Here is a 23911-nt window from a genome sequence, read left to right on the forward strand (position 1 = left end):
AACTGTGGCGAGGGGTGGATGTCGGGAGTTGGCGTCGATGAACCTGTCCGGACCTTTCATCAAGCGCCCGGTCGCAACGATGTTGTTAAGCCTGGCGATCATGCTGCTGGGCGGTGTGAGCTTCGGCCTGTTGCCGGTGTCGCCGCTGCCGCAGATGGACTTCCCGGTGATCGTGGTCCAGGCGAGCCTGCCCGGTGCGAGCCCGGAGGTCATGGCCTCGACCGTGGCCACGCCGCTTGAGCGTTCCTTCGGCGCTATTGCCGGGGTCAACACCATGAGCAGTCGTTCCAGCCAGGGTTCGACGCGGGTGATTCTGCAATTCGACCTGGACCGCGACATCAACGGCGCGGCGCGGGAAGTGCAGGCGGCGATCAATGCCTCGCGCAATTTGCTACCGAGCGGGATGCGCAGCATGCCGACCTACAAGAAGGTCAACCCGTCCCAGGCGCCGATCATGGTGCTGTCGTTGACCTCGGATGTGCTGGAAAAAGGCCAGCTCTACGATTTGGCCTCGACCATTCTGTCGCAGAGCCTGTCCCAGGTGCAGGGGGTGGGTGAAGTGCAGATCGGTGGCAGCTCGTTGCCGGCGGTGCGCATTGAACTCGAGCCCCAGGCGCTCAACCAGTACGGCGTGGCCCTGGACGATGTGCGCACCACCATCGCCAACGCCAACGTGCGCCGGCCCAAGGGCTCGGTCGAAGATGGCCAGCGGCTGTGGCAGGTGCAGGCCAACGATCAACTGGAAAAGGCCAAGGACTACGAGTCGCTGATCATTCACTACGCGGACGGCGCCGCCCTGCGCCTGAAGGATGTGGCCAAGGTCAGCGACGGCGTCGAGGACCGCTACAACAGCGGCTTCTTCAATGACGACGCGGCGGTATTGCTGGTGATCAACCGCCAGGCCGGCGCCAACATCATCGAGACGGTCAACGAGATCAAGGCGCAATTGCCGGCGTTGCAGGCCGTGCTGCCGGCCAGCGTCAAACTGAACCTGGCGATGGACCGTTCGCCGGTGATCAAGGCCACCCTGCATGAAGCGGAAATGACTTTGCTGATTGCCGTGGCGCTGGTGATTCTGGTGGTGTTCCTGTTCCTCGGTAACTTCCGTGCCTCGCTGATTCCGACCCTGGCGGTACCGGTATCGCTGGTGGGCACGTTTGCGGTGATGTACCTCTACGGGTTCTCCCTGAACAACCTGTCGCTGATGGCGTTGATCCTGGCCACCGGGCTGGTGGTGGACGACGCCATTGTGGTGCTGGAGAACATTTCCCGGCACATCGACAAGGGCGTGCCACCGATGAAGGCCGCGTACCTGGGGGCCCAGGAAGTCGGCTTCACGCTGCTGTCGATGAACGTCTCGCTGGTGGCGGTGTTCCTGTCGATCCTGTTCATGGGCGGGATCATCGAAAGCCTGTTCCGCGAGTTTTCCATCACCCTGGCGGCGGCCATTGTGGTGTCGTTGCTGGTGTCGCTGACGCTGACGCCGATGCTCTGTGCCCGCTGGCTCAAGCCGCATACGCCGGGGCAGGAAAACCGCCTGCAGCGCTGGAGCCAGCGGACCAACGAGTGGATGGTCGGCAAATATGCCACCAGCCTCGATTGGGTGTTGCGCCACCGTCGACTGACCCTGCTCAGCCTGCTCGTGACGATTGGCGTGAATATCGCGCTGTATGTCGTTGTTCCTAAAACATTTTTACCTCAGCAAGACACCGGCCAGTTGATCGGTTTCGTGCGCGGCGATGACGGGCTATCGTTCAGCGTGATGCAGCCGAAAATGGAAATCTTCCGCCGCGCCGTGCTTAAGGACGAGGCGGTGCAAAGCGTTGCCGGGTTCATCGGTGGCAACAACGGCACCAACAACGCTTTCATGCTGGTGCGGCTCAAACCGATCAAGGAACGTAACCTGTCCGCGCAGAAAGTCATCGAACGCCTGCGCAAGGAAATGCCCAAGGTGCCGGGTGCGCAATTGATGCTGATGGCAGATCAGGACCTGCAATTCGGTGGCGGCCGCGAGCAGACCTCCTCGCAATATTCCTACATCCTGCAAAGCGGCGATCTCGGCGCGTTGCGTGAGTGGTATCCGAAAGTCGTCGCCGCCCTCAAGGCGCTGCCGGAACTGACGGCGATCGACGCACGCGAAGGCCGTGGCGCCCAGCAAGTGACCCTGATTGTCGATCGCGATCAGGCCAAGCGTCTGGGCGTGGACATGGACATGGTCACCGCGGTGCTGAACAACGCCTACAGCCAGCGGCAGATTTCGACGATCTACGACAGCCTCAACCAATATCAGGTGGTGATGGAGGTCAACCCGAAATACGCGCAAGACCCGATCACCCTGAATCAGGTGAAAGTGATCACTGCCGACGGTGCGCGGATTCCACTGTCGACCATCGCTCACTACGAAAACAGCCTGGAAGACGACCGGGTCAGCCACGAAGGCCAGTTCGCTTCGGAAAGCATCGCGTTCGACATGGCCGAAGGCGTGACGGTGGCGCAGGGCTCGGCGGCCATCGAGCGGGCGATTGCCAAGGTCGGTTTGCCGGAAGACGTCATCGCGAAAATGGCCGGTACCGCCGATGCATTTGCCGCTACCCAGAAGAGCCAGCCGTGGATGATTCTCGGCGCGCTGGTGGCGGTGTATCTGGTGCTTGGCGTGCTGTATGAAAGCTACATTCACCCGCTGACCATTCTCTCGACCTTGCCGTCGGCCGGGGTCGGGGCGTTGCTGTCGATCTATGTGCTGGGCGGCGAGTTCAGCCTGATCTCCTTGCTCGGGTTGTTCTTGCTGATTGGCGTGGTGAAGAAGAACGCGATTCTGATGATCGATCTGGCGCTGCAACTGGAACGGCATCAAGGCATGGAGCCGCTGGAGTCGATCCGCAGCGCTTGTCTGCAACGGCTGCGACCGATTCTGATGACCACCCTGGCGGCAATCCTCGGCGCCTTGCCGTTGCTGCTGAGTCGTGCCGAAGGGGCTGAAATGCGTCAGCCGCTGGGCCTGACCATCATCGGCGGGCTGGTCTTCAGCCAGGTGCTGACGCTTTACACCACCCCGGTGGTTTACCTCTATCTCGACAATCTGCGCCATCGGTTCAACCGCTGGCGTGGAGTGCGTACCGATGCTGCTCTGGAAACTCCGCTATGACTGACCGTTCGCTTATCAACCTTGCTGCACCGCTGATTACAGCCCGAGGCTCGCGTTTGCTGAGCCTGTCGCTGTGCGTGGCGATGCTCAGTGCCTGCGCCATCGGCCCGGATTACCAGCGTCCGCAAGCCGCCGCGCCGGCACAGTACAAGGAAGCGGCTGGCTGGCGTCAGGCCAATCCCAGCGATTCTCTGGCCCGTGGTGCCTGGTGGGAGCTGTATGGCGATCAGCAGCTCAACGGCCTGATCGAAAAACTCAACAGCGCCAACCAGACTGTCGCTCAGTCCGAAGCCCAGTACCGCCAGGCCCAGGCCTTGGTGCGCAGTGCCCGGGGGGCGTTTTTCCCGACGGTGGACCTGACGGTCGGGAAAACCCGTTCCAGCCAAGGCACCGGTAGCAGCAGCTCAAGCCTGAGCAGTTCCTCCAGCGGTATTCGCGACACCTACACCGCGCAGGCCGGGGTCAGTTGGGAAGCGGACGTCTGGGGCAAATTGCGCCGAGGCCTGGAAGCCGACACGGCCAACGCCGAGGCGAGTTTTGCCGACCTGGCGGCGATGCGCCTGAGCCAGCAATCGGAGCTGGTGCAGAACTATCTGCAATTGCGGGTGATCGACGAACAGAAACGCCTGCTGGAAGCGACGGTCGAGGCCTATCAGCGTTCGCTGACCATGACCGAAAACCAGTACCGCGCGGGTGTCTCCGGCAAGGACGCAGTGGCCCAGGCCACCACTCAGCTCAAAAGCACCCAGGCGGAAATGGTCGACCTGATCTGGCAGCGCGCGCAGTTCGAGAACGCCATCGCTGTACTGATTGGTCTGCCGCCAGCCGAGTTCAGCCTGGCGGAAACCAAAGACATCCCGGCATTGCCGCAGGTGCCGCTGAGCCTGCCTTCGCAGTTGCTGGAACGCCGCCCGGACATCGCCTCCGCCGAGCGCTCGGTGATGGCCGCCAACGCCAATATCGGCGTGGCCAAAGCCGCCTATTACCCAGACCTGACCCTGAGCCTGAACGGCGGTTATAGCAGCAGCACCTCTAACAACTGGATCAGCGTGCCGAACCGCTTCTGGTCGGTCGGCCCGCAACTGGCCATGACCCTGTTCGACGGCGGGCAGCGCTCGGCAGAAGTCGATCGCAGCGAAGCGGCCTATGATGAAACCGTCGCTAAATACCGCCAGACCGTGCTCGACGGCTTCCGTGAAGTGGAAAACTATCTGGTGCAGCTCAAGGTGCTGGAAGACGAAGCCAAGGTGCGTCAGGAAGCCCTGGAGGCGGCGCGCGAATCCTTGCGTTTGACCCGGAATCAGTACCGGGCCGGGCTGATTGCTTATCTGGATGTGGTGGTGGTTCAAGCCACGGCGTTGAGCAACGAGCGCAATGTGCTGAGCTTGCTGCAGAGCCGCTTGATCGCCAGCGTGCAGTTGATCGCCGCACTGGGCGGCGGGTGGGACGGGCAGCTTCAGGTGAGCGACAAGCAATAGCGCATGATCGTTCCCACGCTCTGCGTGGGAATGCCTCACCGGACGCTCTGCGTCCGCTTCTGCATGGGACGCGGAGCGTCCCTGGCTGCATTCCCACGCAGAGCGTAGGAACGATCATGTGCCTTGAGCTACCGGCGTTATCATCTTGATGGCCTTTTGATGACTTTGTGAGTGCGTTCGTCCGCGGAATCAGTACAATCGCCGACTTTGCTCCCTGTGAACGAACGCGGCACGGCGGGGGCGGTCGCGAGAAGTCCCATGCTCATCGGTAGTTATTCCTTTACGCTGGTTTTCATATCGCTCTGTGTAGCGATACTTGCCTCTTATACCGCGCTAGACCTCACCGGTCGCATCGCCACGGCCAAGGGGCGGGCGGTGCATCTGTGGACGGCGGGCGGCGCTTTTGCGATGGGGGTTGGCGTGTGGTCGATGCATTTCATCGGCATGCTCGCATTCACATTGCCGATCGACCTGGGCTACGACATCACCCTCACGTCGCTGTCGCTATTGATCGCGGTCCTGTCTTGCGGCTTTGCCCTGTGGCTGGTCAGCCAGCCACAATTGCCGGCCTGGCAACTGGCGTTCGGCGCGCTGGTCATGGGCGCTGGCATCAGTGCGATGCATTACACCGGCATGGCCGCCATGCGCATGCAGCCGGGCATCGATTACGACCCCGCACTGTTTAGCGCCTCGCTGCTGATCGCCGTCGGCGCGTCGGGCGCGGCATTGTGGATCGCTTTCCGCCTGCGCCAGCACACGCCGTATGTTCGCCTGTTCCGCGGCGGTGCAGCGATTATCATGGGCATCGCCATCGTTGGCATGCACTACACCGGCATGGCCGCGGCACGCTTTGCCGACGGCAGTTTCTGTGGTGCGGCGGTCGACGGCTTGAACGGCAAGGGCCTGGACAACCTGGTGCTGATCACCACCCTCGCGGTGTTGAGCATCGCCTTACTGACGTCGATCCTCGATGCGCGGCTGGAGGCTCGTACCGCGGAGCTCGCTCAATCACTGACCGAGGCCAATCGCGAACTCACCCAGCTGGCGCTGCACGACACCCTGACCGGGCTGCCGAACCGGGTGTTGCTGGCCGACCGTATCGATCAGGCGATGTCGAGGGTGCAGGAGCAGGGCGGCTGTTTTGCGTTGATGTTCATTGATCTGGATGGTTTCAAACCGGTCAACGATGCCTTCGGACACCACATGGGCGACCAGCTGCTGCGTGAGGTCGGCCTGCGCCTGCGTGAAGATTTGCGCAGCCAGGACACCCTGGCGCGGATCGGCGGTGATGAGTTTGTGCTGCTGGTGCAACTGACCGAGCCGAACGACGTACTGAGTCTGGCGGCCCGTCAGGTCGGGCTGATCGGGCGTTCGTTCCGGGTGGCGGAACATGACTTGCAGATCTCCGCCAGCGTCGGCATCGCGCTCTACCCTGGTAACGGTCAGACCGCCGAGGAATTGTTGATGAACGCTGACGCCGCGATGTACCACGCCAAGGGCGCCGGGAAAAATGGTCATCGTTTCTTCGATGCCTCGATGAACAGCAACGCGCGCAAACAGCTTCAGTTGCTGCAAGACCTGCGCAACGCCGTCGATCAGCAGCAGTTCAGTCTCTATTACCAACCCAAGTTCGACGCCGGCAATGGCCGAGCGGTGGGCGCCGAGGCGTTGTTGCGCTGGATGCACCCGACGCAGGGCATGCTGCAGCCGGACAGCTTCATCGATCTTGCGGAGAAGACCGGGCTGATCATTCCGATCGGCGAGTGGGTGCTCAACGAAGCCTGCCGTCAGATGCGCGAGTGGTACGTGCTCGGTTACACCGACTGGCGCATCGCGGTGAACCTCTCGGCCTTGCAGTTCTGCCACGCCGGATTGGTGCAAAGTGTCGCCAAGGCCCTGGCCACTCATCATTTGCCGGCCAACAGCCTGACCCTGGAAATCACCGAAACCACCGCCATGAGCGACGCCGATGCGAGCATGACGGTGCTGCAGGAACTCTCGGAAATGGGCGTCGACCTCTCCATCGATGACTTTGGCACCGGCTATTCGAGCTTGATGTACCTCAAGCGTTTGCCGGCCAATGAACTGAAGATCGACCGGGGATTCGTCCGCGATCTGGAACACGACAGCGACGATGCGGCCATCGTCTCGGCCATCGTCGCCCTTGGCCAGGCGCTTGGCTTGCGGATCGTGGCCGAAGGGGTGGAAACCGATGTCCAGCAAGACTTCCTGACCCAACTCGGATGCGACTCGTTGCAGGGTTACCTGCTGGGGCACCCGCTGCCGGCCGATCGCTTCATGGCCGATATTCACCGTGGGGAGCAATTGGCTACTGGTTGATGGACCCCTGTGGCGAGGGAGCTTGCTCCCGCTCGGCTGCGAAGCAGTCGCAAAACCAGTCGACCTGGTAGGTCTGAAAAAATGAGGGGGCCGCTGCGCGCCCCAGCGGGAGCAAGCTCCCTCGCCACAGAAGCATCTTCAGCCAAAGGGATATTTTCACTTCAGATTGCCATCAGTGCAGCCATTGACGCAGGTTCATGCAAAACCCGCCGATGGCGGTTATTCTTGGCCCCGACTGCTTACGCTTGTAACGGGGGAAATGCCAGCATGGACAAAGTCATCGTCATCACCGGCGCAAGCCGCGGAATTGGTGCCGCCACGGCCCTGTTGGCCGCGGAACAGGGCTATCGGATCTGTATCAACTATCAGTCCGACGAACAGGCGGCGCACAGTGTGCTGGAACAAGTCCGCGCACTCGGTGCCCAGGCCATTGCGGTACGCGCTGATGTCAGTATCGAAGACGAAGTGATCGGCCTGTTCCACCGCGTAGACACCGAACTCGGTCGGGTCACGGCGCTGGTGAACAACGCCGGCACCGTCGGGCAAAAGTCGCGGATCGACGAAATGTCTGAATTCCGTATTCTGAAAATCCTCAAAACCAACGTCCTGGCGCCGATCCTCTGCGCCAAACACGCGATCCTGCGCATGTCGCCCAAACACGGCGGGCAGGGTGGCAGCATCGTCAACGTGTCGTCGGTCGCTGCCCGCTTGGGCGCCCCCAGCGAATATGTCGACTACGCCGCGTCCAAAGGCGCGCTGGACACCTTCACCATCGGTCTGTCCAAGGAAGTGGCGGGCGAGGGGATTCGCGTCAACGCCGTGCGGCCGGGTTACATCTACACCGATTTCCATGCATTGAGCGGCGATCCGGATCGGGTCAGCAAGCTGGAATCGGCGATCCCGATGGCCCGGGGTGGGCGACCGGATGAAGTGGCTGAGGCGATTGTGTGGTTGTTGTCGGATAAGGCTTCTTATGCGACCGGGACTTTCGTCGATCTGGGTGGTGGGCGTTAATTTCCGAATTTGTGTTGTCCCGGCGGGCCTCATCGCGGGCAAGCCACGCTCCCACAATGAACTGTGTTGGTCAAAAAGCTTGTGAACGACGCAGATCCTGTGGGAGCGCGGCTTGCCCGCGATGAGGCCGGTGCCGACAACATCGAACTTTCAGAACGACCGCACAATCCGCCCCAACGTCTCCATCGCCTTCTCCGAATCCTCAGTCCACGGGCTCCCGTAATTCAACCGAATACAATTCCTGAACCGCTGGGTCGGTGAAAAGATCGGCCCCGGCGCAATGCTGATCCCTTGTGCCAATGCCATCTGGAACAACTTCAACGAATCCATCTGCGCTGGCAGCTCCAGCCACAAAAAGTACCCTCCCGCCGGCTGACTGACACGCGTCTGGGCCGGGAAGTAGCGGGCGATGGCAGCGAGCATGGCGCTTTGTTGCTCTTCCAGGGCGTAACGCAGTTTGCGCAGGTGTCGGTCGTAGCCGCCGTGTTGCAGGTAATCGGCGATGGCGGCCTGGGCGGGCATTGAGGCGCAGAGGGAGGTCATCAGTTTCAGGCGTTCGATTTTCTGTGCATACCGCCCGGCGGCGACCCAGCCGATGCGATAACCGGGGGCCAGGCTCTTGGCGAACGAACCGCAATGCATCACTAGCCCTTCGGTGTCGAAAGCCTTGGCCGGTTTCGGCGCTTGTTGGCCGTAATAGAGCTCGGCGTAGACGTCGTCTTCGATCAGCGGCACCTGATGGCGGCGCAACAGCTCCACCAGTTCCTGTTTTTTCGCCTCGGGCATGGTCGCGCCCATGGGGTTCTGGAAACTGGTCATGCACCAACAGGCTTTGATCGGATGCCGTTCCAGGGTTTGGGCGAGTACGCCGAGGTCGATGCCGTCGCGCGGGTGGACCGGAATTTCCACCGCTTTGAGCTTCAGCCGTTCCAGCACTTGCAGGCTGGCGTAGAACGCCGGGGCTTCGATGGCCACCAGGTCGCCGGGTTCGGTCACGGCTTGCAGGCACAGGTTCAACGCTTCCAGCGCACCGTTGGTGATCAACAGTTCTTCCATCGGCAGCATCAGCCCGCCGACCATGTAGCGCAGGGCGATTTGTCGACGCAGTTGCGGGTTACCCGGCGACATGTCGGTGACCACCATGCGCGGGTCCATTTCCCGGGCGGCACTGGCCAGCGAGCGAGACAGGCGTTGCAGCGGGAACAGTGTGGGGCTGGGGAAGGCCGAGCCGAAGGGCACGGTGTTCGGGTCCTTGATCGAGTCCAGCACCGAGAACACCAGTTCGCTGACGTCGACTTCGGTGGATTCGTTGACCTGGCTGCTGATCACCGGCTCCGAAAACGGGCTCGGTGCATGGGTATTGACGAAGTAACCGGAACGCGGCCGGGCGCGGATCAGACCACGGCGCTCAAGCAGGTAATAGGCCTGGAACACCGTGGACGGGCTGACCCCGTAAGTCTGGCTGGCGTAGCGCACCGACGGCACCCGCTGGCCGGGACCGAGGACGCCGGAGCGGATCAGTTCAGCGATGTCATCGGCGAATTTTTCGTAGCGTTTCATCAAAGACCCGGTTTGAGGTTATTCAGTTGGTGCGCTGTTGTGGCGAGGGAGCAAGCTCCCTCGCCACAGAGGATCGCATCTGACAGAGGACTGCATCTGACAAAGGATTGCATCTTAATGGCTCAACGGTTCATCGGTGCAACAAACCGGCTCTTGGCCACGCTGTTGATGTCTGGCTCATCGCTGTCGACAATCTTGAAACTGATGTTCTGCGAGCTGCTGCTCGGGCGATCCGTGGTCATGGCCACCGATACCGGCACGTCGACGATCTCTCCGGGGGCCAGGCTCAGTTCAGTCTTGCCTTGCAGCTGGAAACCGTCGCCATCGACCAGCGTCAATCGATAATCCTGACGTTGCTGGGTCTTGTTGATGACCTTCAGGCTATAGATGTTTTCGATCTGGCCTTCACTGTTCTCGCGGAACAGGCCACGGTCCTTGCTCACGTCCAGCGACACCATCGGCCGCTCCACCAGCGCCAGGGCGAGAGCGCCGATCATCACCAGCAACACGGCGGTGTAGCCGATCAGTCGCGGCCTCAGAAGGTGGGTCTTGCCACCCTGCAGTTCATGCTCCGAGGTGTAGCTGATCAGCCCACGGGCGTAGCCCATTTTGTCCATGATCGAGTCACAGGCGTCGATGCACGCGGCGCAACCGATGCATTCCATCTGCAAACCGTCGCGGATGTCGATGCCGGTCGGGCAGACTTGCACGCACAACTGGCAGTCGATGCAATCACCCAGTCCGACCTCGGTGGGTTTGACGTCACGTTTGCGCGGACCACGGTTTTCGCCGCGGGCCACGTCGTAGGAAATGGTCAGGGTGTCCTTGTCGAACATCACGCTCTGGAACCGTGCATACGGGCACATGTGCATGCACACCGCTTCGCGCAGCCAACCGGCATTGATGTAAGTGGCCCCGGTGAAGAACAGCACCCAGAACAGGCTGACCCCGCCCATTTGCAAGGTCAGCAGTTCTTCGGCCAGCGGCCGGATCGGTGTGAAATAGCCGACAAAGGTCAGGCCAGTGAGCAAGCTGATCGCCAGCCACAGGGTGTGTTTGGCCGAGCGGCGGATCAGTTTGTTCAGGCCCCAGGGCGCGGCTTGCAGCTTGATTCGCTGGTTGCGCTCACCTTCGGTGATCTTCTCGCACCACATGAAGATCCAGGTCCAGGAACTCTGCGGGCAGGTGTAACCGCACCAGACTCTGCCTGCGAACACTGTGATCGCAAACAGGCCGAACGCAGCAATGATCAGCAGCGCCGACAGCAGAATGAAATCCTGTGGCCAGAAGGTCGCGCCGAAGATGTGGAATTTGCTTTCAGAGAGGTCCCAGAGCACTGCCTGGCGGCCACCCCAGTTCAGCCACACGGTGCCGAAGAACAGCAGAAACAGAACCCCCGCGCCACTCATGCGCAGGGTGCGGAACAAACCCGTGAAGCTGCGGGTGTGGATCAGGTTGTCGCTGGACTTGGCCTTTATCTTTGGACGCAAAGGCTCATTGCTTTTTAAAAATGAGGAATTTTCAACGGTTCGGACGGGGATTCTATCGCTCATGGTCTTTCGCTCATCAGCCTCCATCAGGCCTGAGCACTATGACCAGCGATCTGTTTGCATAACAGACTCAGCTAAAGCAATAAAAAGCGGATCAGATGAGTTTCTGGCACCCGCCTGCGACAACTTGATGCACCCGCAACGGCTGGCCGCAAACGCCTATGCCAGGTGTTTGCGGCGTGTGTTGATGCGGGTCAGTCAAATCACCGAATCACTGTCCGTGGCCTTCAAATGCCGGCGACCGTCCGCTGCGCCTGCTACGGTCAATGCATCGGCTTCTGCTTCGGTGATGTAGATGCGCTGGCCGTCGAGGTCCACCGCCGACATGGATTTTTCCGCGTCGGTGATGATGGTGACGTCGGGGCAAAGACGAATTTCTTCGCCGTTCCTGGTGATGAAGAAGCAGGTCTGGTTTTCGATACGCACGGTCATGGGGGGGGCCCTTTTTTTGCAGGTTCTAGATCGTTAGGACGCATCTGCCGCTCATCGTTCTGTGCAACCGATTAATGGTGGGGGCGGTCCACCTTATATCGAGTGACTTCCATTGATCATCACAAGGACTGCGCCATGGACGCTTGGTGGCACGAGGTTTGGGTGACGCTGCAAGCAGAGTTCGCTGACATCGGCGACGCGTCGCAACTGACGCGCATTACCGTGCGATTGCTGATGGCTGCCTTGCTGGGCGGCATTCTCGGTTTTGAGCGTGAACAGAAGGGCAAGGCCGCCGGGATTCGCACCCATATGCTGGTGGCGCTGGGCGCGGCGCTGTTTGTGCTGGTGCCGCAGATGTCAGGATCCCAGGCCGACGCCATGAGTCGGGTGGTGCAGGGCGTGATCGCCGGCATCGGCTTTCTCGGCGCCGGGACTATCCTGAAAAACACCGATGGCGACGAGGGTCATGTCAAAGGCCTGACCACCGCCGCCGGTTTGTGGATGACGGCGGCCATTGGCGTTTCGGCCGGGATGGGCCGCGAGGCGACAGCAGTGCTCAGTACATTGCTGGCGCTGGTGATCCTCGGTGTGATGCCGGTCGTGGTGCGCCAACTGGAAAAGGATCGCCCCCCGCACGACTGATCACTCAGGGGTGACGATTTCCGGCGGCTGGACGGTCGGTGGCTCTTCGCGCGGTGGCGGGTTGGTGCCCGGCGGTTCCTGTTCGGGGACGGGGGCGGGCTCGGTCGGCGGTGTTGGCTGTGTCGGCGGTACCGTCGGCTCATCGATGTTCGGATCGGGTGTCTCGGCCGGGATTGGAATACTCATCGATACAGTCTCCAGTGGCAGATGGCGTGAGTCGTGCTTAAGTTGGTTGACCCATACACAGGGAATTTGATTCCCCGAAAGACTTGGCAAATCCCTCTGAACTTTTACCGGCGCCTGCTGTTCGGAACTTAAGTGAGTTCATGTCGGGGCAGACCGCTTCGTGTGAACGACGACCAGGCACAAGAGCGTCCTTGGGGCGTTAAGGAGAGATGCTCGATGACCGCTGAAAAACCCACAGAGTTGAGCTACAACCCGCATATACCGCTGTCGCAGGCGTTACTGCTACCGCGGATCGTGATCGAAAACACCATGCCGACCCTCGATGGCGGGCAATTCGCCGTTAAAGCCGTGATTGATCAGGACGTGGTGGTGACCAGCAAGGTGTTTGCCGACGGTCACGACAAGCTGGCCGTGCGCATCCGCTGGCGTGCCGAGGGCGACGAAACCTGGCAGAGCGAGGTGATGGCCGAGCTGGGCAATAACGGCTGGCAGGGCCAGTTTCGTGTGCAGAAGCAGGGCCGTTATGTGTTCTGCCTCGAAGCCTGGATCGATCAGTTCGCCAGCTTTTGTTATGAGCTGAAAAAAAAGCACGACGCCGGCGTCTCGGTCAGCCTGGAATTGCAGGAAGGGCGCACCCACGTCCAGCAGGCGGCCGAACGCTCTGAAGGCCCGCTCAGTGAACAACTGGCGGCGTTGCACCATGAGCTGTCCGGTCTGCTCGAAACCGAGCAGGTCGCCTTGTTTCTGCACCAACGCAGCGCGGACTTGATGGCCCAGGCCGATCATCGTCCCTTCCTGAGCCTGAGTCCGGAATATCCGGTGGACGTGGAGCGAGATCTGGCGCAGTTCGCCAGTTGGTATGAATTGTTTCCGCGCTCGATCACCGACGATCCGGCCCGTCACGGCACCTTCAACGACGTGCATTCGCGGCTGGCGATGATCCAGGACATGGGCTTCGACGTGCTGTATTTCACGCCGATCCACCCGATCGGCCGCAGCTACCGCAAAGGCCCGAACAATTCGTTGATCGCCGGCCCCGACGATCCAGGCAGCCCGTACGCCATCGGCAGTGAAGAGGGCGGGCATGAGGCGATTCACTCGGAACTGGGTACTCGCGAAGATTTTCGCCGGCTCGTCGCGGCCGCCGCCGAGCACGGGCTGGAAGTCGCCCTCGATTTCGCGATTCAGTGCTCCCAGGACCACCCGTGGCTCAAACAGCACCCGGGCTGGTTCAACTGGCGGCCAGACGGCACGATCAAATACGCCGAGAACCCGCCGAAGAAATACCAGGACATCGTCAACGTCGATTTCTATGCCGTGGACGCGATTCCCAGCCTTTGGATCGAGTTGCGCGACATCGTCGTGGGCTGGGTCAAGGAGGGCGTGAAGCTGTTTCGCGTCGACAACCCTCACACCAAACCGTTGCCGTTCTGGCAGTGGATGATCGCCGATGTGCGGGCGCTGTATCCCGAGGTGATCTTCCTGGCCGAAGCCTTTACCACCCCGGCGATGATGGCGCGTTTGGGCAAGGTCGGTTACTCCCAGAGCTACACCTATTTCACCTGGCGCAACACCAAGACCGAGCTGGCGACTTACTTCACCGAGCTCAACGAGTCGCCGTGGCGTGAATGCTACCGGCCGAATTTTTTCGTCAACACGCCGGACATCAACCCGGCGTTCCTGCATGAATCCGGACGCCCCGGTTTTCTCATCCGTGCTGCGCTGGCGACCATGGGGTCCGGCCTGTGGGGTATGTATTCGGGGTTTGAGCTGTGTGAAGCGGCACCGGTGCCGGGCCGGGAGGAATACCTCAACTCCGAGAAGTACGAAATCCGCCCACGGGACTTCAATGCGCCGGGCAACATCATTGCCGAAATCGCCCAGCTCAACCGCATCCGCCGGCAGAACCCGGCGTTGCACACGCACTTGGGCCTGAAGGTCTACAACGCCTGGAACGACAATATTTTGTACTTCGGCAAACGCAGCGTCGACGGCAGCAATTTCATTCTGGTGGCGGTCAGCCTCGATCCGCATCACGCCCAGGAGGCAAACTTCGAATTGCCGCTGTGGGAAATGGGCCTGCCCGATGATGCCGTCACTCAGGGCGAAGATTTGATGAACGGCCACCGCTGGACCTGGCACGGCAAGTACCAGTTCATGCGGATCGAACCGTGGCATCTGCCGTTCGGGATATGGAGGATATCCGCCTTTTGAATACACCGCGCGTCCTGTGGCGAGGGAGCTTGCTCCCGCTCGGCTGCGAAGCAGTCGCAAACCCGGTGAATACGGTGCAACTGATGAACTGCAATGGGGTTGCTGCGCAACCCAGCGGGAGCAAGCTCCCTCGCCACAAAGAGCCACCCTCGGCAGCAGAGTGTTTCGCCTTAGTGGCTTTATTGAATTCAACAGGAGTTACAAATGGCGAAGAAACCCAGGTCAGCCACTTTCATCAAGGACCCGCTCTGGTACAAGGATGCGGTGATCTACCAGGTTCACGTTAAGTCTTTTTTCGACTCCAACAACGACGGGATCGGCGACTTTCCCGGCCTTATCGCCAAACTCGATTACATTGCCGATCTGGGCGTCAACACCATCTGGCTGTTGCCGTTCTATCCCTCGCCACGACGCGACGATGGCTATGACATCGCCGAATACCGTGGCGTACACCCTGACTACGGCACCATGGCCGATGCCAAGCGCTTCATTGCCGAGGCCCATAAACGCGGGCTGCGGGTGATTACCGAACTGGTCATCAACCACACCTCGGACCAGCACGCGTGGTTCCAGCGCGCGCGCAAGGCCAAGCCCGGTTCGGCGGCTAGGGACTTCTATGTCTGGTCCGATAACGATCAGAAATACGACGGCACCCGCATCATTTTTCTCGACACCGAAAAGTCCAACTGGACGTGGGACCCGGTGGCCGGCCAGTACTTCTGGCACCGCTTCTATTCTCACCAGCCAGACCTGAACTTCGACAACCCGCAGGTCATGAAAGCGGTGCTGTCGGTAATGCGCTATTGGCTCGACATGGGCATCGACGGTCTGCGGCTGGACGCGATCCCGTACCTGATCGAGCGCGACGGCACCAACAACGAAAACCTGCCCGAGACCCACGACGTCCTCAAGCAAATCCGCGCCGAAATCGACGCCAACTATCCCGACCGCATGCTGCTGGCCGAGGCCAATCAGTGGCCGGAAGACACCCAGTTGTACTTTGGCAACACCTCTGCCGACGGCCAGAACGGCGACGAATGCCACATGGCTTTTCACTTCCCGCTGATGCCGCGCATGTACATGGCGCTGGCTCAGGAAGATCGTTTCCCGATTACCGACATTCTGCGCCAGACCCCGGAAATTCCCGCGAACTGCCAGTGGGCGATTTTCCTGCGCAACCACGATGAGCTGACCCTGGAAATGGTCACCGACCGGGAACGCGATTACCTGTGGAATTACTACGCCGCCGACCGTCGGGCGCGAATCAACCTGGGGATTCGCCGGCGTCTGGCGCCGTTGATGGAGCGTGATCGTCGTCGCGTGGAGCTGCTTAACAGCCTGCTGCTGTCGATGCCCGGCACGCCGACCCTGTATTACGGCGATGAAATCGGCATGGGCGACAACATCTACCTCGGTGACCGCGACGGTGTGCGCACGCCGATGCAATGGTCGATCGACCGTAACGGCGGGTTCTCCCGCGCCGACCCGGCCAGCCTGGTGTTGCCGCCGATCATGGACCCGCTCTATGGCTACCTGTCGGTCAATGTCGAAACCCAGGCCGGTGACCCTCACTCTTTGTTGAACTGGAACCGGCGCCTGCTCGCGGTGCGCAAGCAGTCCAAGGCCTTCGGTCGTGGGACGCTGAAGATGCTCTCACCGAGCAATCGACGGATTTTGGCGTATACCCGCGAATTCACCGGCCCGGACGGCAAGCACGAGGTTATTTTGTGCGTGGCCAACGTGTCCCGCAGCGCGCAAGCGGCGGAACTGGATCTGTCGGCTTACGTCGGCATGGTTCCGGTGGAGATGCTGGGTGGCAATGCGTTCCCGCCCATCGGCCAGTTGAATTTCCTGCTGACGCTGGCGCCTTATGGCTTCTATTGGTTCGGGCTGGCGGCGGAAAACCAAATGCCAAGCTGGCACGTGGAGCCGGCGCAAAGCCTGCCGGACTTCACCACCCTGGTGCTGAAGAAACGCATGGAAGAGCTGCTCGAAGCGCCGTCCCGCCACACCCTGGAACAGGGCATTCTGCCGAGCTGGTTGCAAAACCGCCGCTGGTACGCCGGCAAGGACGGCATCATCGACAACGTTAACCTCGCTTACGGCGTGCGTTTCGGCGATCCGCAGCATCCAGTGTTGTTGGGGGAAATCGACGTCACCAGCGGCGGTCAGACCAGCCGCTATCAGTTGCCGTTCGGTTTTATCTCCGAGGAACAGGTTGGCGCGGCGTTGCCACAGCAATTGGCCCTGGCCCGGGTCCGGCGCGGGCGTCAGGTCGGTTTGATTACCGACGCCTTCAGCCTCGACAGCTTTGTTCATGCCGTATTGCAGAGCATGCAGGCCAGCATGGTATTGCCGTCGGACGGCGGCGAGATCCGTTTCGAGCCGACCGACGCACTGACCAGGCTTGGCCTGACCGCCGAGTCGGAGGTGCGGTATCTGTCCGCCGAGCAATCCAACAGTTCGGTGGTGATCGGCAGCAGCCTGGTGCTGAAACTGATCCGCAAGGTCGCGTCAGGCGTGCACCCGGAACTGGAAATGAGTGCGTACCTGACCCATGCCGGTTTCCAGAATATTTCGCCGCTGCTGGGCGCGGTGATTCGTCGCAACGCGGCAGGCGAGGACACGTTGCTGATGATCGCCCAAGGCTACTTGAGCAATCAGGGCGATGCGTGGGAGTGGACCCAGAACAACCTCGAACGGGCACTTCGCGACGAACTCGCCGATGCCGTGTCGGAGCAAGAGCAGCACTACAACGCCCTCGGCGAGTTGAAGGATTTTGCCGGCATGCTCGGGCAGCGCCTGGGGGAAATGCATCAGGTGTTGGCAGCCCCGAGCGCCAACCCGGACTTCGCGCCACAAATCACTACCCAGAAAGATGCCCTGGCGTCAGCCAAGGACGTGACGGCGCAACTGGAACATGCCCTGAAGCTGCTCAAGCAGCATCAAACTGAACTGAACACCGCGGATCAGGCATTGGTCAGTCGCTTGCTGGACAACAAAAAAGCCATCCTCAACCATGTTCAGGAGTTGGGTAAGAAAGCGGCTGGTGGCCTGCGCATTCGCGTCCATGGTGACTTGCACCTGGGGCAGGTGCTGGTGATCAAGGGCGATGCCTACCTGATTGATTTCGAGGGCGAGCCGGCGCGGCCGCTGCATGAGCGCCGAGGCAAGCACAGCCCTTATAAAGATGTCAGCGGCGTGTTGCGCTCCTTCGATTATGCCGCGGCGATGGCGATTAACGTGCACAACGTCGATAACACTGCCGACGCCCAAGCGGCGCGTCAACGGGTCGCCGATCGTTATCTGAAAGAGGCGCGGCAAGCATTTGTCGACGCTTATCGGCTGGCGGCAGCTAGTCTTGCTCATGCATGGCAAGATCCTGAAGGCGAGGACGCCGCGCTGGCGTTGTTCGGACTGGAGAAGGCGGCTTATGAAGTGGCCTATGAGGCTGAAAATCGCCCCACCTGGCTGCCCGTGCCGTTGCACGGTCTGTACGGGTTATTGAGTGGGCTCAAACCCTTTTCCGATCTTGGTGGAGAGTAGTCATGAGTATCTCGAACAAGGAACAGGGGCACGTGGAACAGGCGCTGCTGCCCAGAGCGCGGGATATCGATGCGTTGGTACGCGCTGAGCATCGGGATCCCTTCGCAATTCTCGGCCCGCACAGCGATGGCGCTGGCGGGCAATTCATTCGCGCCTATCTACCGGATGCCTTGAGCGTGCAAGTGGTGGACAAGGAATCCGGGGAAGAGCTCGGCAGCCTTGAGACCACCCAAACCCCGGGGCTGTTCGTCGGGCACTTCGAGCGCGCTCGGCCCTATTTGTTGCGAACCCGTTGGGCGGGTGGCGAGCAACTCGCCGAGGACCCTTACAGCTTTGGTCCGTTACTCGGCGAGATGGATTTGTACCTGTTCGCCGAGGGCAATCACCGGGACTTGAGCAGTTGCCTCGGCGCGCAGCTGAAGACGGTCGATGGCGTGGAGGGTGTGCGCTTCGCCGTGTGGGCGCCGAATGCCAAAAGGGTTTCGGTGGTTGGCGATTTCAACGTCTGGGACGGTCGTCGTCATCCGATGCGTCTGCGCCATCCCACCGGTGTCTGGGAGTTGTTCATTCCGCGCCTGCAAGCGGGGGAGGCCTACAAATACGAAATTCTCGGCGCCCATGGCATTCTGCCGCTCAAGGCCGACCCGATGGCCCTCGCCACTGCACTGCCGCCCGACACTGCATCGAAAGTCGCCTCGCCGCTGAAAATCGACTGGCAGGACCACGCCTGGATGCAGTCGCGGGGCGAACGTCAGCGAACCAGCGCACCGTTGTCGATCTACGAATTGCACGCCGGTTCCTGGCAATGCGAGCTGGATGATCTGGGCGAGGTCGCCCGTCAGTACACCTGGCCCGAGTTGGCCGAGCGGCTGATTCCTTATGTGAAGGAGCTGGGTTTCACCCACATTGAACTGATGCCGATCATGGAGCATCCGTTCGGTGGCTCCTGGGGGTATCAACTGCTGTCGCAATTTGCCCCGAGCGCCCGTTACGGCACGCCGGATGAGTTCGCTGCGTTCGTCAATGCCTGTCACCAGGCCGAGATCGGTGTGATCCTCGATTGGGTGCCGGCGCATTTTCCCACCGATACCCACGGCCTGGCACAGTTCGATGGCACCGCGTTGTATGAGTACGGCAACCCGCAGGAAGGTTTTCACCAAGACTGGGACACACTGATCTACAACCTGGGCCGCACCGAGGTGCACGGCTATATGCTGGCGTCGGCGCTGCACTGGCTCAAGCATTTCCACGTCGATGGCCTGCGCGTGGACGCAGTGGCGTCGATGCTGTATCGCGATTACTCGCGCAAGGCCGGCGAATGGGTGCCCAACCGTCACGGCGGTCGGGAGAATCTGGAGGCCATTGATTTCGTCCGCCATCTCAACGATGTGGTGGCCCTGGAAACGCCGGGCGCGTTGGTGATTGCCGAAGAGTCCACGGCGTGGCCGGGTGTCAGCCAGAGCACGCAACAGGGTGGGCTGGGTTTTGCCTATAAGTGGAACATGGGCTGGATGCACGACTCGCTGCATTACATTCAGCAGGATCCGGTATACCGCGCCCATCATCACAACGAGCTGAGTTTCGGCCTGGTGTATGCCTGGTCCGAGCGCTTCATCCTGCCGATTTCTCACGATGAAGTGGTGCATGGCAAGCATTCGCTGATCGACAAGATGCCCGGCGATCGCTGGCAGAAGTTTGCCAACCTGCGGGCTTACTTGAGTTTCATGTGGACGCATCCTGGCAAGAAACTGTTGTTCATGGGCTGCGAGTTCGGCCAGTGGCGCGAGTGGAATCACGATCAGCAACTGGACTGGTATCTACTGCAATACCCGGAACACCAGGGGGTGCGAAAACTGGTCGGTGACCTGAATCGGTTGTATCGCGAAGAGCCGGCGCTGCACGATCAGGATGATGCGCCGCAAGGCTTCCAGTGGTTGATCGGCGACGATGCGGTCAACAGCGTCTACGCCTGGTTGCGCTGGAGCAAGGAGGGCAGGCCGGTGTTGGTGGTGGCCAACTTTACCCCGGTACCGCGTCAGTCCTATCGTGTCGGCGTACCGTTTGCCGGGCGTTGGGTCGAGTTGATCAACAGCGACGCCGACACTTACGCCGGGTCCAATTACGGCAATGGCGGCGGGGTGTTCACCGACGAAGAACCGAGCCATGGCCAGGCCCTCTCACTGGAGTTGAATTTGCCGCCGTTGGGAGTGTTGATTTTGCGGCCGGAGGGTTGATCCAAAACCGCCTTCGCGGGCAAGCCTCGCTCCTACAGATCACCTGGTACCGTAGGAGCGAGGCTTGCCCGCGAAGGCGTCGCACCAGACAACACACATCTTGAAACTTCCACTCACCACCGCATCCGCACCCCAAGGCTGCCAATCAACCCGTTCAAATCATTGTCATCCACGTCGCTGCTGTAATCGGCGCTGATATACAGGCTGACCAAGGGCGTCACTCTGGCTACCAAACCCAGACCCACATCCACCGTCGAGGATTTGCGACTGCTGCTGATTTTGTCGACCTGATCCAGGCTCACGGTATTACCGGTGTATACCGTGTGCCACACGTTGGTGCGCACATAGGGTTCGACCGGCAGGCCATTGATATCGTAACTGCCTTTCAAGCGTGCACCGACCCGACCGCTCCAGGACGACATGTCGCTGGAGGAGCCGTTGCCGGAGCCGGCATAGGGCGTATCCAGCGTAATGCGTTGATTGATCAACTGCGCCTGGGGTTCGATCACCCAGTTATTACCCAGGCCAATCGGGAAACCACCTTCCACCGACAGCGTCACCGCGCTGCCTTCGGTGGCTTGTCGGGCGCCCTGGTCATTGCGACTGTAGCCGTTGACCCGGCCACCGCTGGCCGTCAAGTCTACGTGCCAGCCTTGCGGGCCGGTCAGGCTCCAGTAGGCGCCGAGACTTTGGCCTTGGAGGTTGAGCGTGTCATGGCCGGGATCGGCAAGCGCGCGACTGGTCAGCAGGCCGTGGTCATTGCCCTGGAATTGGGTGGTGCCGCCGATCAGTCCGACCCGTTGGGTATGGCCGCCGTTGCTTTGTACGGTCAGCAGCGCCGGGCCTTTGAATTCACTGGAACCGGAGATAGAAGAACCCTGGGCCAGATAATCGGTTTGGCCCTGCCGTGAGGTCTTTCCATAGACGTGGTCCCAGGCCGAAGGCGCGGCGTCTTCAACCGTCAGGCGTGAGCTTTGCAAGTCTGGATTGACGCGTAAGCGGCCGGAATACGTGGCGGAACCGGCGGGCAAGGTAAAGGTTGGCAGTGCCTGGTTGTACCAGAGGGGTGTTTCGTCCTCGGCAGACGAGGCCCGCACCTCCATGGATGAGCACAGCAGGAGTGAACCTGTAACCGTGCAAAAAGTGATTTTGATCTCTTGTGAGGTGAATGAAGTTTTCATGGGGGTCTACCTTGCAATCGCATGCGTATCTCGCTGTGGCGTCTCTCCTACCCCGAATGAGGGGCGACCGAATGGATTGAGGCAAGGTCAGACCCGCCCGTTTTTACAGGAGTCTGGAGGCTTGCCCCTGATGGATTTCCGGGGGTAGTAAGCACTAGCTAAGAAGACTGCTGGCACTGCGTCAAGAAAGTGGCCGATAAGCGGTATGGCTATTTTAGTAGTTGTAAGTGACTGATTTTTGGCGCGTATATAAGTTGTTGTTTGTGCGAAAAATCATCTCGAAAGGCACGGGTCAGACGTGTTGAATAGGGGCTATCGGTTGTTTGACGGATGATCCGGTGCAGGATAAACAAACGGCATCGGCGCGCTATTGCTGTCATTTTTTCTGTCAGGGTTGGCAGTCCTTGGCGACTGCTGCTTGACGCTGCTACAGGCGCACCTCCACCGCCAGCGGCAAATGGTCCGACAGGTGCGTCCAGGGTTTGTGGCCGAGTATTCGCGGTTCATGACTGCTGGCATTACGCAAGTAGATCCGGTCCAGGCGCAGCAGGGGAAAGCGCGCCGGGTAAGTTTTCGCCGGCCGGCCATGATGGCGTTCGAAGGCTTCATGCAGGTAGTCGCGCCGGGCGAGGGCGGCGTTGCCTTGCAACTGCCAGTCGTTGAAGTCGCCGGCAATAATCACCGGGGCCTCATCGGGCAGCGACTCGAGCAACAGGCAGAGCAACTGAAGCTGGAGTTGTCGATGGCTTTCCAACAGGCTCAGGTGCACACAAATGGCATGCACTTCGGCATGGCCCGGCACATCCAGCACACAGTGCAACAACCCGCGCCGCTCAGGACCGGTGATCGAGACGTCGAGGTTGCGAAACTCACGGATCGGGTACTTCGACAGCAGGGCATTACCGTGGTGGCCGTCGGGGTAGACCGCGTTGCGGCCGTAAGCGAAATCGCTCCACATGCTGTCGGCCAGGAACTCGTATTGCGAGGTCAGTGGCCAATCGTTGTAGCGGGAAGAATGCCGGTCGTGCTCACCGACCACTTCCTGCAGAAACACCAGGTCCGCCGAGGTACTGCGTACCGCTTCACGCAGTTCCGGGAGGATGAAGCGCCGGTTGAGGGCGGTGAAGCCTTTATGGGTGTTGACTGTCAGCACTCTGAGTCGATGAACCGCCGCAGGCGTGTTCGATGGCATTGATTCGACGGCTTGGCGTTCGGCATCGCTGGTCACGTTCACTCCTCTGAATCAAGGCTGATGTATGTATGCGACTGATGCATGGGCGAGCAGTTCAGTTTGAGCGACGCCAATCCAATGTGGGAGCGGGCGACTGCGGCGAGGCTTTTGTGGCGAGGGAGCTTGCTCCCGTTCGGCTGCGAAGCAGTCGCAAAGCTTTTGGGGCCGCTTCGCGCCCCAGCGGGAGCAAGCTCCCTCGCCACAAAGGCGCTCTCGCCAAAACATTCCTCAAATGACTTAGACAAACACAATTTCATACGGCAAACGCATGCGCTCCAGCAGTACCCGGGGCACCGACGGGGAGGCGCCGATCATCGGCTCGCCGTCGAGTTGGCTGGCGTAGGCGTAGGTGGCGTGGCTTTTACGTGCGACGGTCCAGGTGTCGAGGCGTACCTTGCGCGCGCGATGCCAGGGGATCAGCCCATGGTCACGTGTCGGCCAGTGCCAGGCCCAGACCGGTATTTCGTTGAGCGTCGCACCGACCAGTGCCGCGGCCCTGGCGCTGGCACGGCCGACGGCGTCGTGGTCAAGGTTGCCGTCTTCGCGCCAGGTGGTGAACACCACATCGCCAGGGCGCAGGTAGCGGACGATGAATTGGGTCAGTTCAGACTCCCGCTCGGCCAGCCCGCTGTCGGTGAAGCCGGCGCGAATCCACTTCAGGCTGTGCATCGGCAATCCGAGCCGGCGCAACGCTTCAACGCTTTCCTGGGGGCGAATTACGCTCAGGCGTTTCTGTGACCACTGTCGCGATCCAAAATGACTGTAGCTACCGTCGGTGATCGAGATCAATTGCAGAGGATGGCCAAGGGCGCATAGCTGTTGCAGGAGGCCGCCGCAGGTCACCACTTCATCGCCAGGATGCGGCGCGATCACCACTGCGCGAGCGCCGGCCGGGACCAGGGTTTCGGTATTGATGACAGGGATGTTGTCCAGTTGCCGGGCGCTGTTCCAGACCTGCGCGGGCAGACCACTTTCGCTGATGGAAACTGTTTTCATAGGCGCTACGTCCTTGTTCTGTCTGGCCCTCAGTCATGCGCATTACTTGCAGGGGAGCAAGCCTGGCAGACCCGTGAAGGCGGGGTAAATAGCAATTGCAGCGCTCCGAACCCTGGATTGCCGCGGGCAGAGTATTGCTCATGGAACGCTATTCGTCGCCCC

The 23911-nt window shown here is 60.7% G+C and carries 15 protein-coding genes; 8 read left to right on the forward strand and 7 right to left on the reverse strand.

Translation table 11 applies throughout. From position 1 onward, the window contains the following. Positions 1 to 37: 37 nt before the first annotated feature. From PMI18_RS13905 to PMI18_RS13890, 4 genes are all read left to right on the forward strand, one after another. Positions 38 to 3145 carry an efflux RND transporter permease subunit gene (locus PMI18_RS13905; protein ID WP_007901304.1) on the forward strand — a complete coding sequence of 1036 codons (3108 nt, stop codon included), beginning with the start codon at positions 38 to 40 and terminating at the stop codon, positions 3143 to 3145. Beyond that, positions 3142 to 4623, forward strand: a complete 1482-nt coding sequence (locus PMI18_RS13900) for an efflux transporter outer membrane subunit (protein ID WP_033036495.1) — start codon at positions 3142 to 3144, stop codon at positions 4621 to 4623. Before PMI18_RS13905 ends, PMI18_RS13900 begins: the two co-directional genes overlap by 4 nt. A 258-nt stretch (positions 4624 to 4881) precedes the next feature. Continuing rightward, a complete protein-coding gene (locus tag PMI18_RS13895) occupies positions 4882 to 6963 on the forward strand; it encodes a putative bifunctional diguanylate cyclase/phosphodiesterase (protein WP_007901309.1) in 2082 nt (693 codons plus the stop codon). Between the two features lie 267 nt (positions 6964 to 7230). Then, positions 7231 to 7977 (forward strand): SDR family oxidoreductase, encoded by a 747-nt coding sequence (locus PMI18_RS13890; protein WP_007901312.1) that lies wholly within the window; start codon positions 7231 to 7233, stop codon positions 7975 to 7977. A gap of 150 nt (positions 7978 to 8127) precedes the next feature. Here the strand turns inward: PMI18_RS13890 and mapR are convergent, their stop codons facing one another. From mapR to PMI18_RS13875, 3 genes are all read right to left on the reverse strand, one after another. Then, complete coding sequence (gene mapR / locus PMI18_RS13885; RefSeq protein WP_007901314.1) at positions 8128 to 9537, reverse strand: GntR family transcriptional regulator MpaR; 1410 nt, start codon at positions 9535 to 9537, stop codon at positions 8128 to 8130. 122 nt (positions 9538 to 9659) lie between these two features. Continuing rightward, a complete protein-coding gene (gene ccoG / locus PMI18_RS13880; protein ID WP_007901316.1) occupies positions 9660 to 11090 on the reverse strand; it encodes a cytochrome c oxidase accessory protein CcoG in 1431 nt (476 codons plus the stop codon). Between the two features lie 195 nt (positions 11091 to 11285). After that, positions 11286 to 11519 carry a DUF3203 family protein gene (locus PMI18_RS13875; protein ID WP_007901318.1) on the reverse strand — a complete coding sequence of 78 codons (234 nt, stop codon included), beginning with the start codon at positions 11517 to 11519 and terminating at the stop codon, positions 11286 to 11288. A gap of 135 nt (positions 11520 to 11654) precedes the next feature. Here PMI18_RS13875 and PMI18_RS13870 point away from each other — a divergent pair, with 135 nt between their 5' ends. After that, the gene (locus tag PMI18_RS13870) at positions 11655 to 12161 is read left to right on the forward strand and encodes an MgtC/SapB family protein (protein ID WP_007901320.1); all 507 of its coding nucleotides are present in this window, start codon (positions 11655 to 11657) and stop codon (positions 12159 to 12161) included. On the opposite strand, the gene PMI18_RS13865 is transcribed toward PMI18_RS13870, so the two are convergent. Then, positions 12162 to 12347 carry a hypothetical protein gene (locus PMI18_RS13865; protein ID WP_007901322.1) on the reverse strand — a complete coding sequence of 62 codons (186 nt, stop codon included), beginning with the start codon at positions 12345 to 12347 and terminating at the stop codon, positions 12162 to 12164. 216 nt (positions 12348 to 12563) lie between these two features. Between PMI18_RS13865 and PMI18_RS13860 the strand changes: the two genes are divergently transcribed. The 3 genes from PMI18_RS13860 to glgB all read left to right on the forward strand — a co-directional run bounded on the left by PMI18_RS13860 (position 12564) and on the right by glgB (position 20341). Next, entirely contained in the window at positions 12564 to 14561 is a 1998-nt protein-coding gene (locus PMI18_RS13860; protein WP_007901323.1) for an alpha-1,4-glucan--maltose-1-phosphate maltosyltransferase, read from the forward strand. A 204-nt stretch (positions 14562 to 14765) separates the two neighbouring features. Then, positions 14766 to 18107: a maltose alpha-D-glucosyltransferase gene (treS, locus tag PMI18_RS13855; protein WP_007901324.1), complete on the forward strand. Its 3342-nt coding sequence runs from the start codon at positions 14766 to 14768 to the stop codon at positions 18105 to 18107. Between the two features lie 2 nt (positions 18108 to 18109). After that, the gene (gene glgB, locus PMI18_RS13850) at positions 18110 to 20341 is read left to right on the forward strand and encodes a 1,4-alpha-glucan branching protein GlgB (protein WP_007901325.1); all 2232 of its coding nucleotides are present in this window, start codon (positions 18110 to 18112) and stop codon (positions 20339 to 20341) included. 113 nt (positions 20342 to 20454) lie between these two features. On the opposite strand, the gene PMI18_RS13845 is transcribed toward glgB, so the two are convergent. The 3 genes from PMI18_RS13845 to PMI18_RS13835 all read right to left on the reverse strand — a co-directional run bounded on the left by PMI18_RS13845 (position 20455) and on the right by PMI18_RS13835 (position 23749). Beyond that, entirely contained in the window at positions 20455 to 21522 is a 1068-nt protein-coding gene (locus PMI18_RS13845; protein WP_007901326.1) for an autotransporter domain-containing protein, read from the reverse strand. Between the two features lie 427 nt (positions 21523 to 21949). Further along, complete coding sequence (locus PMI18_RS13840; protein WP_007901327.1) at positions 21950 to 22750, reverse strand: endonuclease/exonuclease/phosphatase family protein; 801 nt, start codon at positions 22748 to 22750, stop codon at positions 21950 to 21952. Positions 22751 to 22990: 240 nt separating this feature from the next. Next, a complete protein-coding gene (locus PMI18_RS13835; protein ID WP_007901329.1) occupies positions 22991 to 23749 on the reverse strand; it encodes a PIG-L deacetylase family protein in 759 nt (252 codons plus the stop codon). Positions 23750 to 23911: the final 162 nt, after the last annotated feature.

The organism is Pseudomonas sp. GM102, from assembly GCF_000282555.1.
Classification (GTDB): domain Bacteria; phylum Pseudomonadota; class Gammaproteobacteria; order Pseudomonadales; family Pseudomonadaceae; genus Aquipseudomonas.

Bases quoted from the DNA above. Each gene is read 5' to 3' on its own strand.
- PMI18_RS13890 (WP_007901312.1), top strand. From the start codon at position 7,231: ATGGACAAAGTCATCGTCATCACCGGCGCAAGCCGCGGAATTGGTGCC.
- PMI18_RS13865 (WP_007901322.1), bottom strand. From the start codon at position 12,347: ATGAGTATTCCAATCCCGGCCGAGACACCCGATCCGAACATCGATGAG.
- PMI18_RS13835 (WP_007901329.1), bottom strand. From the start codon at position 23,749: ATGAAAACAGTTTCCATCAGCGAAAGTGGTCTGCCCGCGCAGGTCTGG.
- treS (WP_007901324.1), top strand. From the start codon at position 14,766: ATGGCGAAGAAACCCAGGTCAGCCACTTTCATCAAGGACCCGCTCTGG.
- PMI18_RS13875 (WP_007901318.1), bottom strand. From the start codon at position 11,519: ATGACCGTGCGTATCGAAAACCAGACCTGCTTCTTCATCACCAGGAAC.
- mapR (WP_007901314.1), bottom strand. From the start codon at position 9,537: ATGAAACGCTACGAAAAATTCGCCGATGACATCGCTGAACTGATCCGC.
- PMI18_RS13860 (WP_007901323.1), top strand. From the start codon at position 12,564: ATGACCGCTGAAAAACCCACAGAGTTGAGCTACAACCCGCATATACCG.
- PMI18_RS13895 (WP_007901309.1), top strand. From the start codon at position 4,882: ATGCTCATCGGTAGTTATTCCTTTACGCTGGTTTTCATATCGCTCTGT.
- PMI18_RS13870 (WP_007901320.1), top strand. From the start codon at position 11,655: ATGGACGCTTGGTGGCACGAGGTTTGGGTGACGCTGCAAGCAGAGTTC.
- glgB (WP_007901325.1), top strand. From the start codon at position 18,110: ATGAGTATCTCGAACAAGGAACAGGGGCACGTGGAACAGGCGCTGCTG.
- PMI18_RS13905 (WP_007901304.1), top strand. From the start codon at position 38: ATGAACCTGTCCGGACCTTTCATCAAGCGCCCGGTCGCAACGATGTTG.
- PMI18_RS13900 (WP_033036495.1), top strand. From the start codon at position 3,142: ATGACTGACCGTTCGCTTATCAACCTTGCTGCACCGCTGATTACAGCC.
- PMI18_RS13845 (WP_007901326.1), bottom strand. From the start codon at position 21,522: ATGAAAACTTCATTCACCTCACAAGAGATCAAAATCACTTTTTGCACG.
- ccoG (WP_007901316.1), bottom strand. From the start codon at position 11,090: ATGAGCGATAGAATCCCCGTCCGAACCGTTGAAAATTCCTCATTTTTA.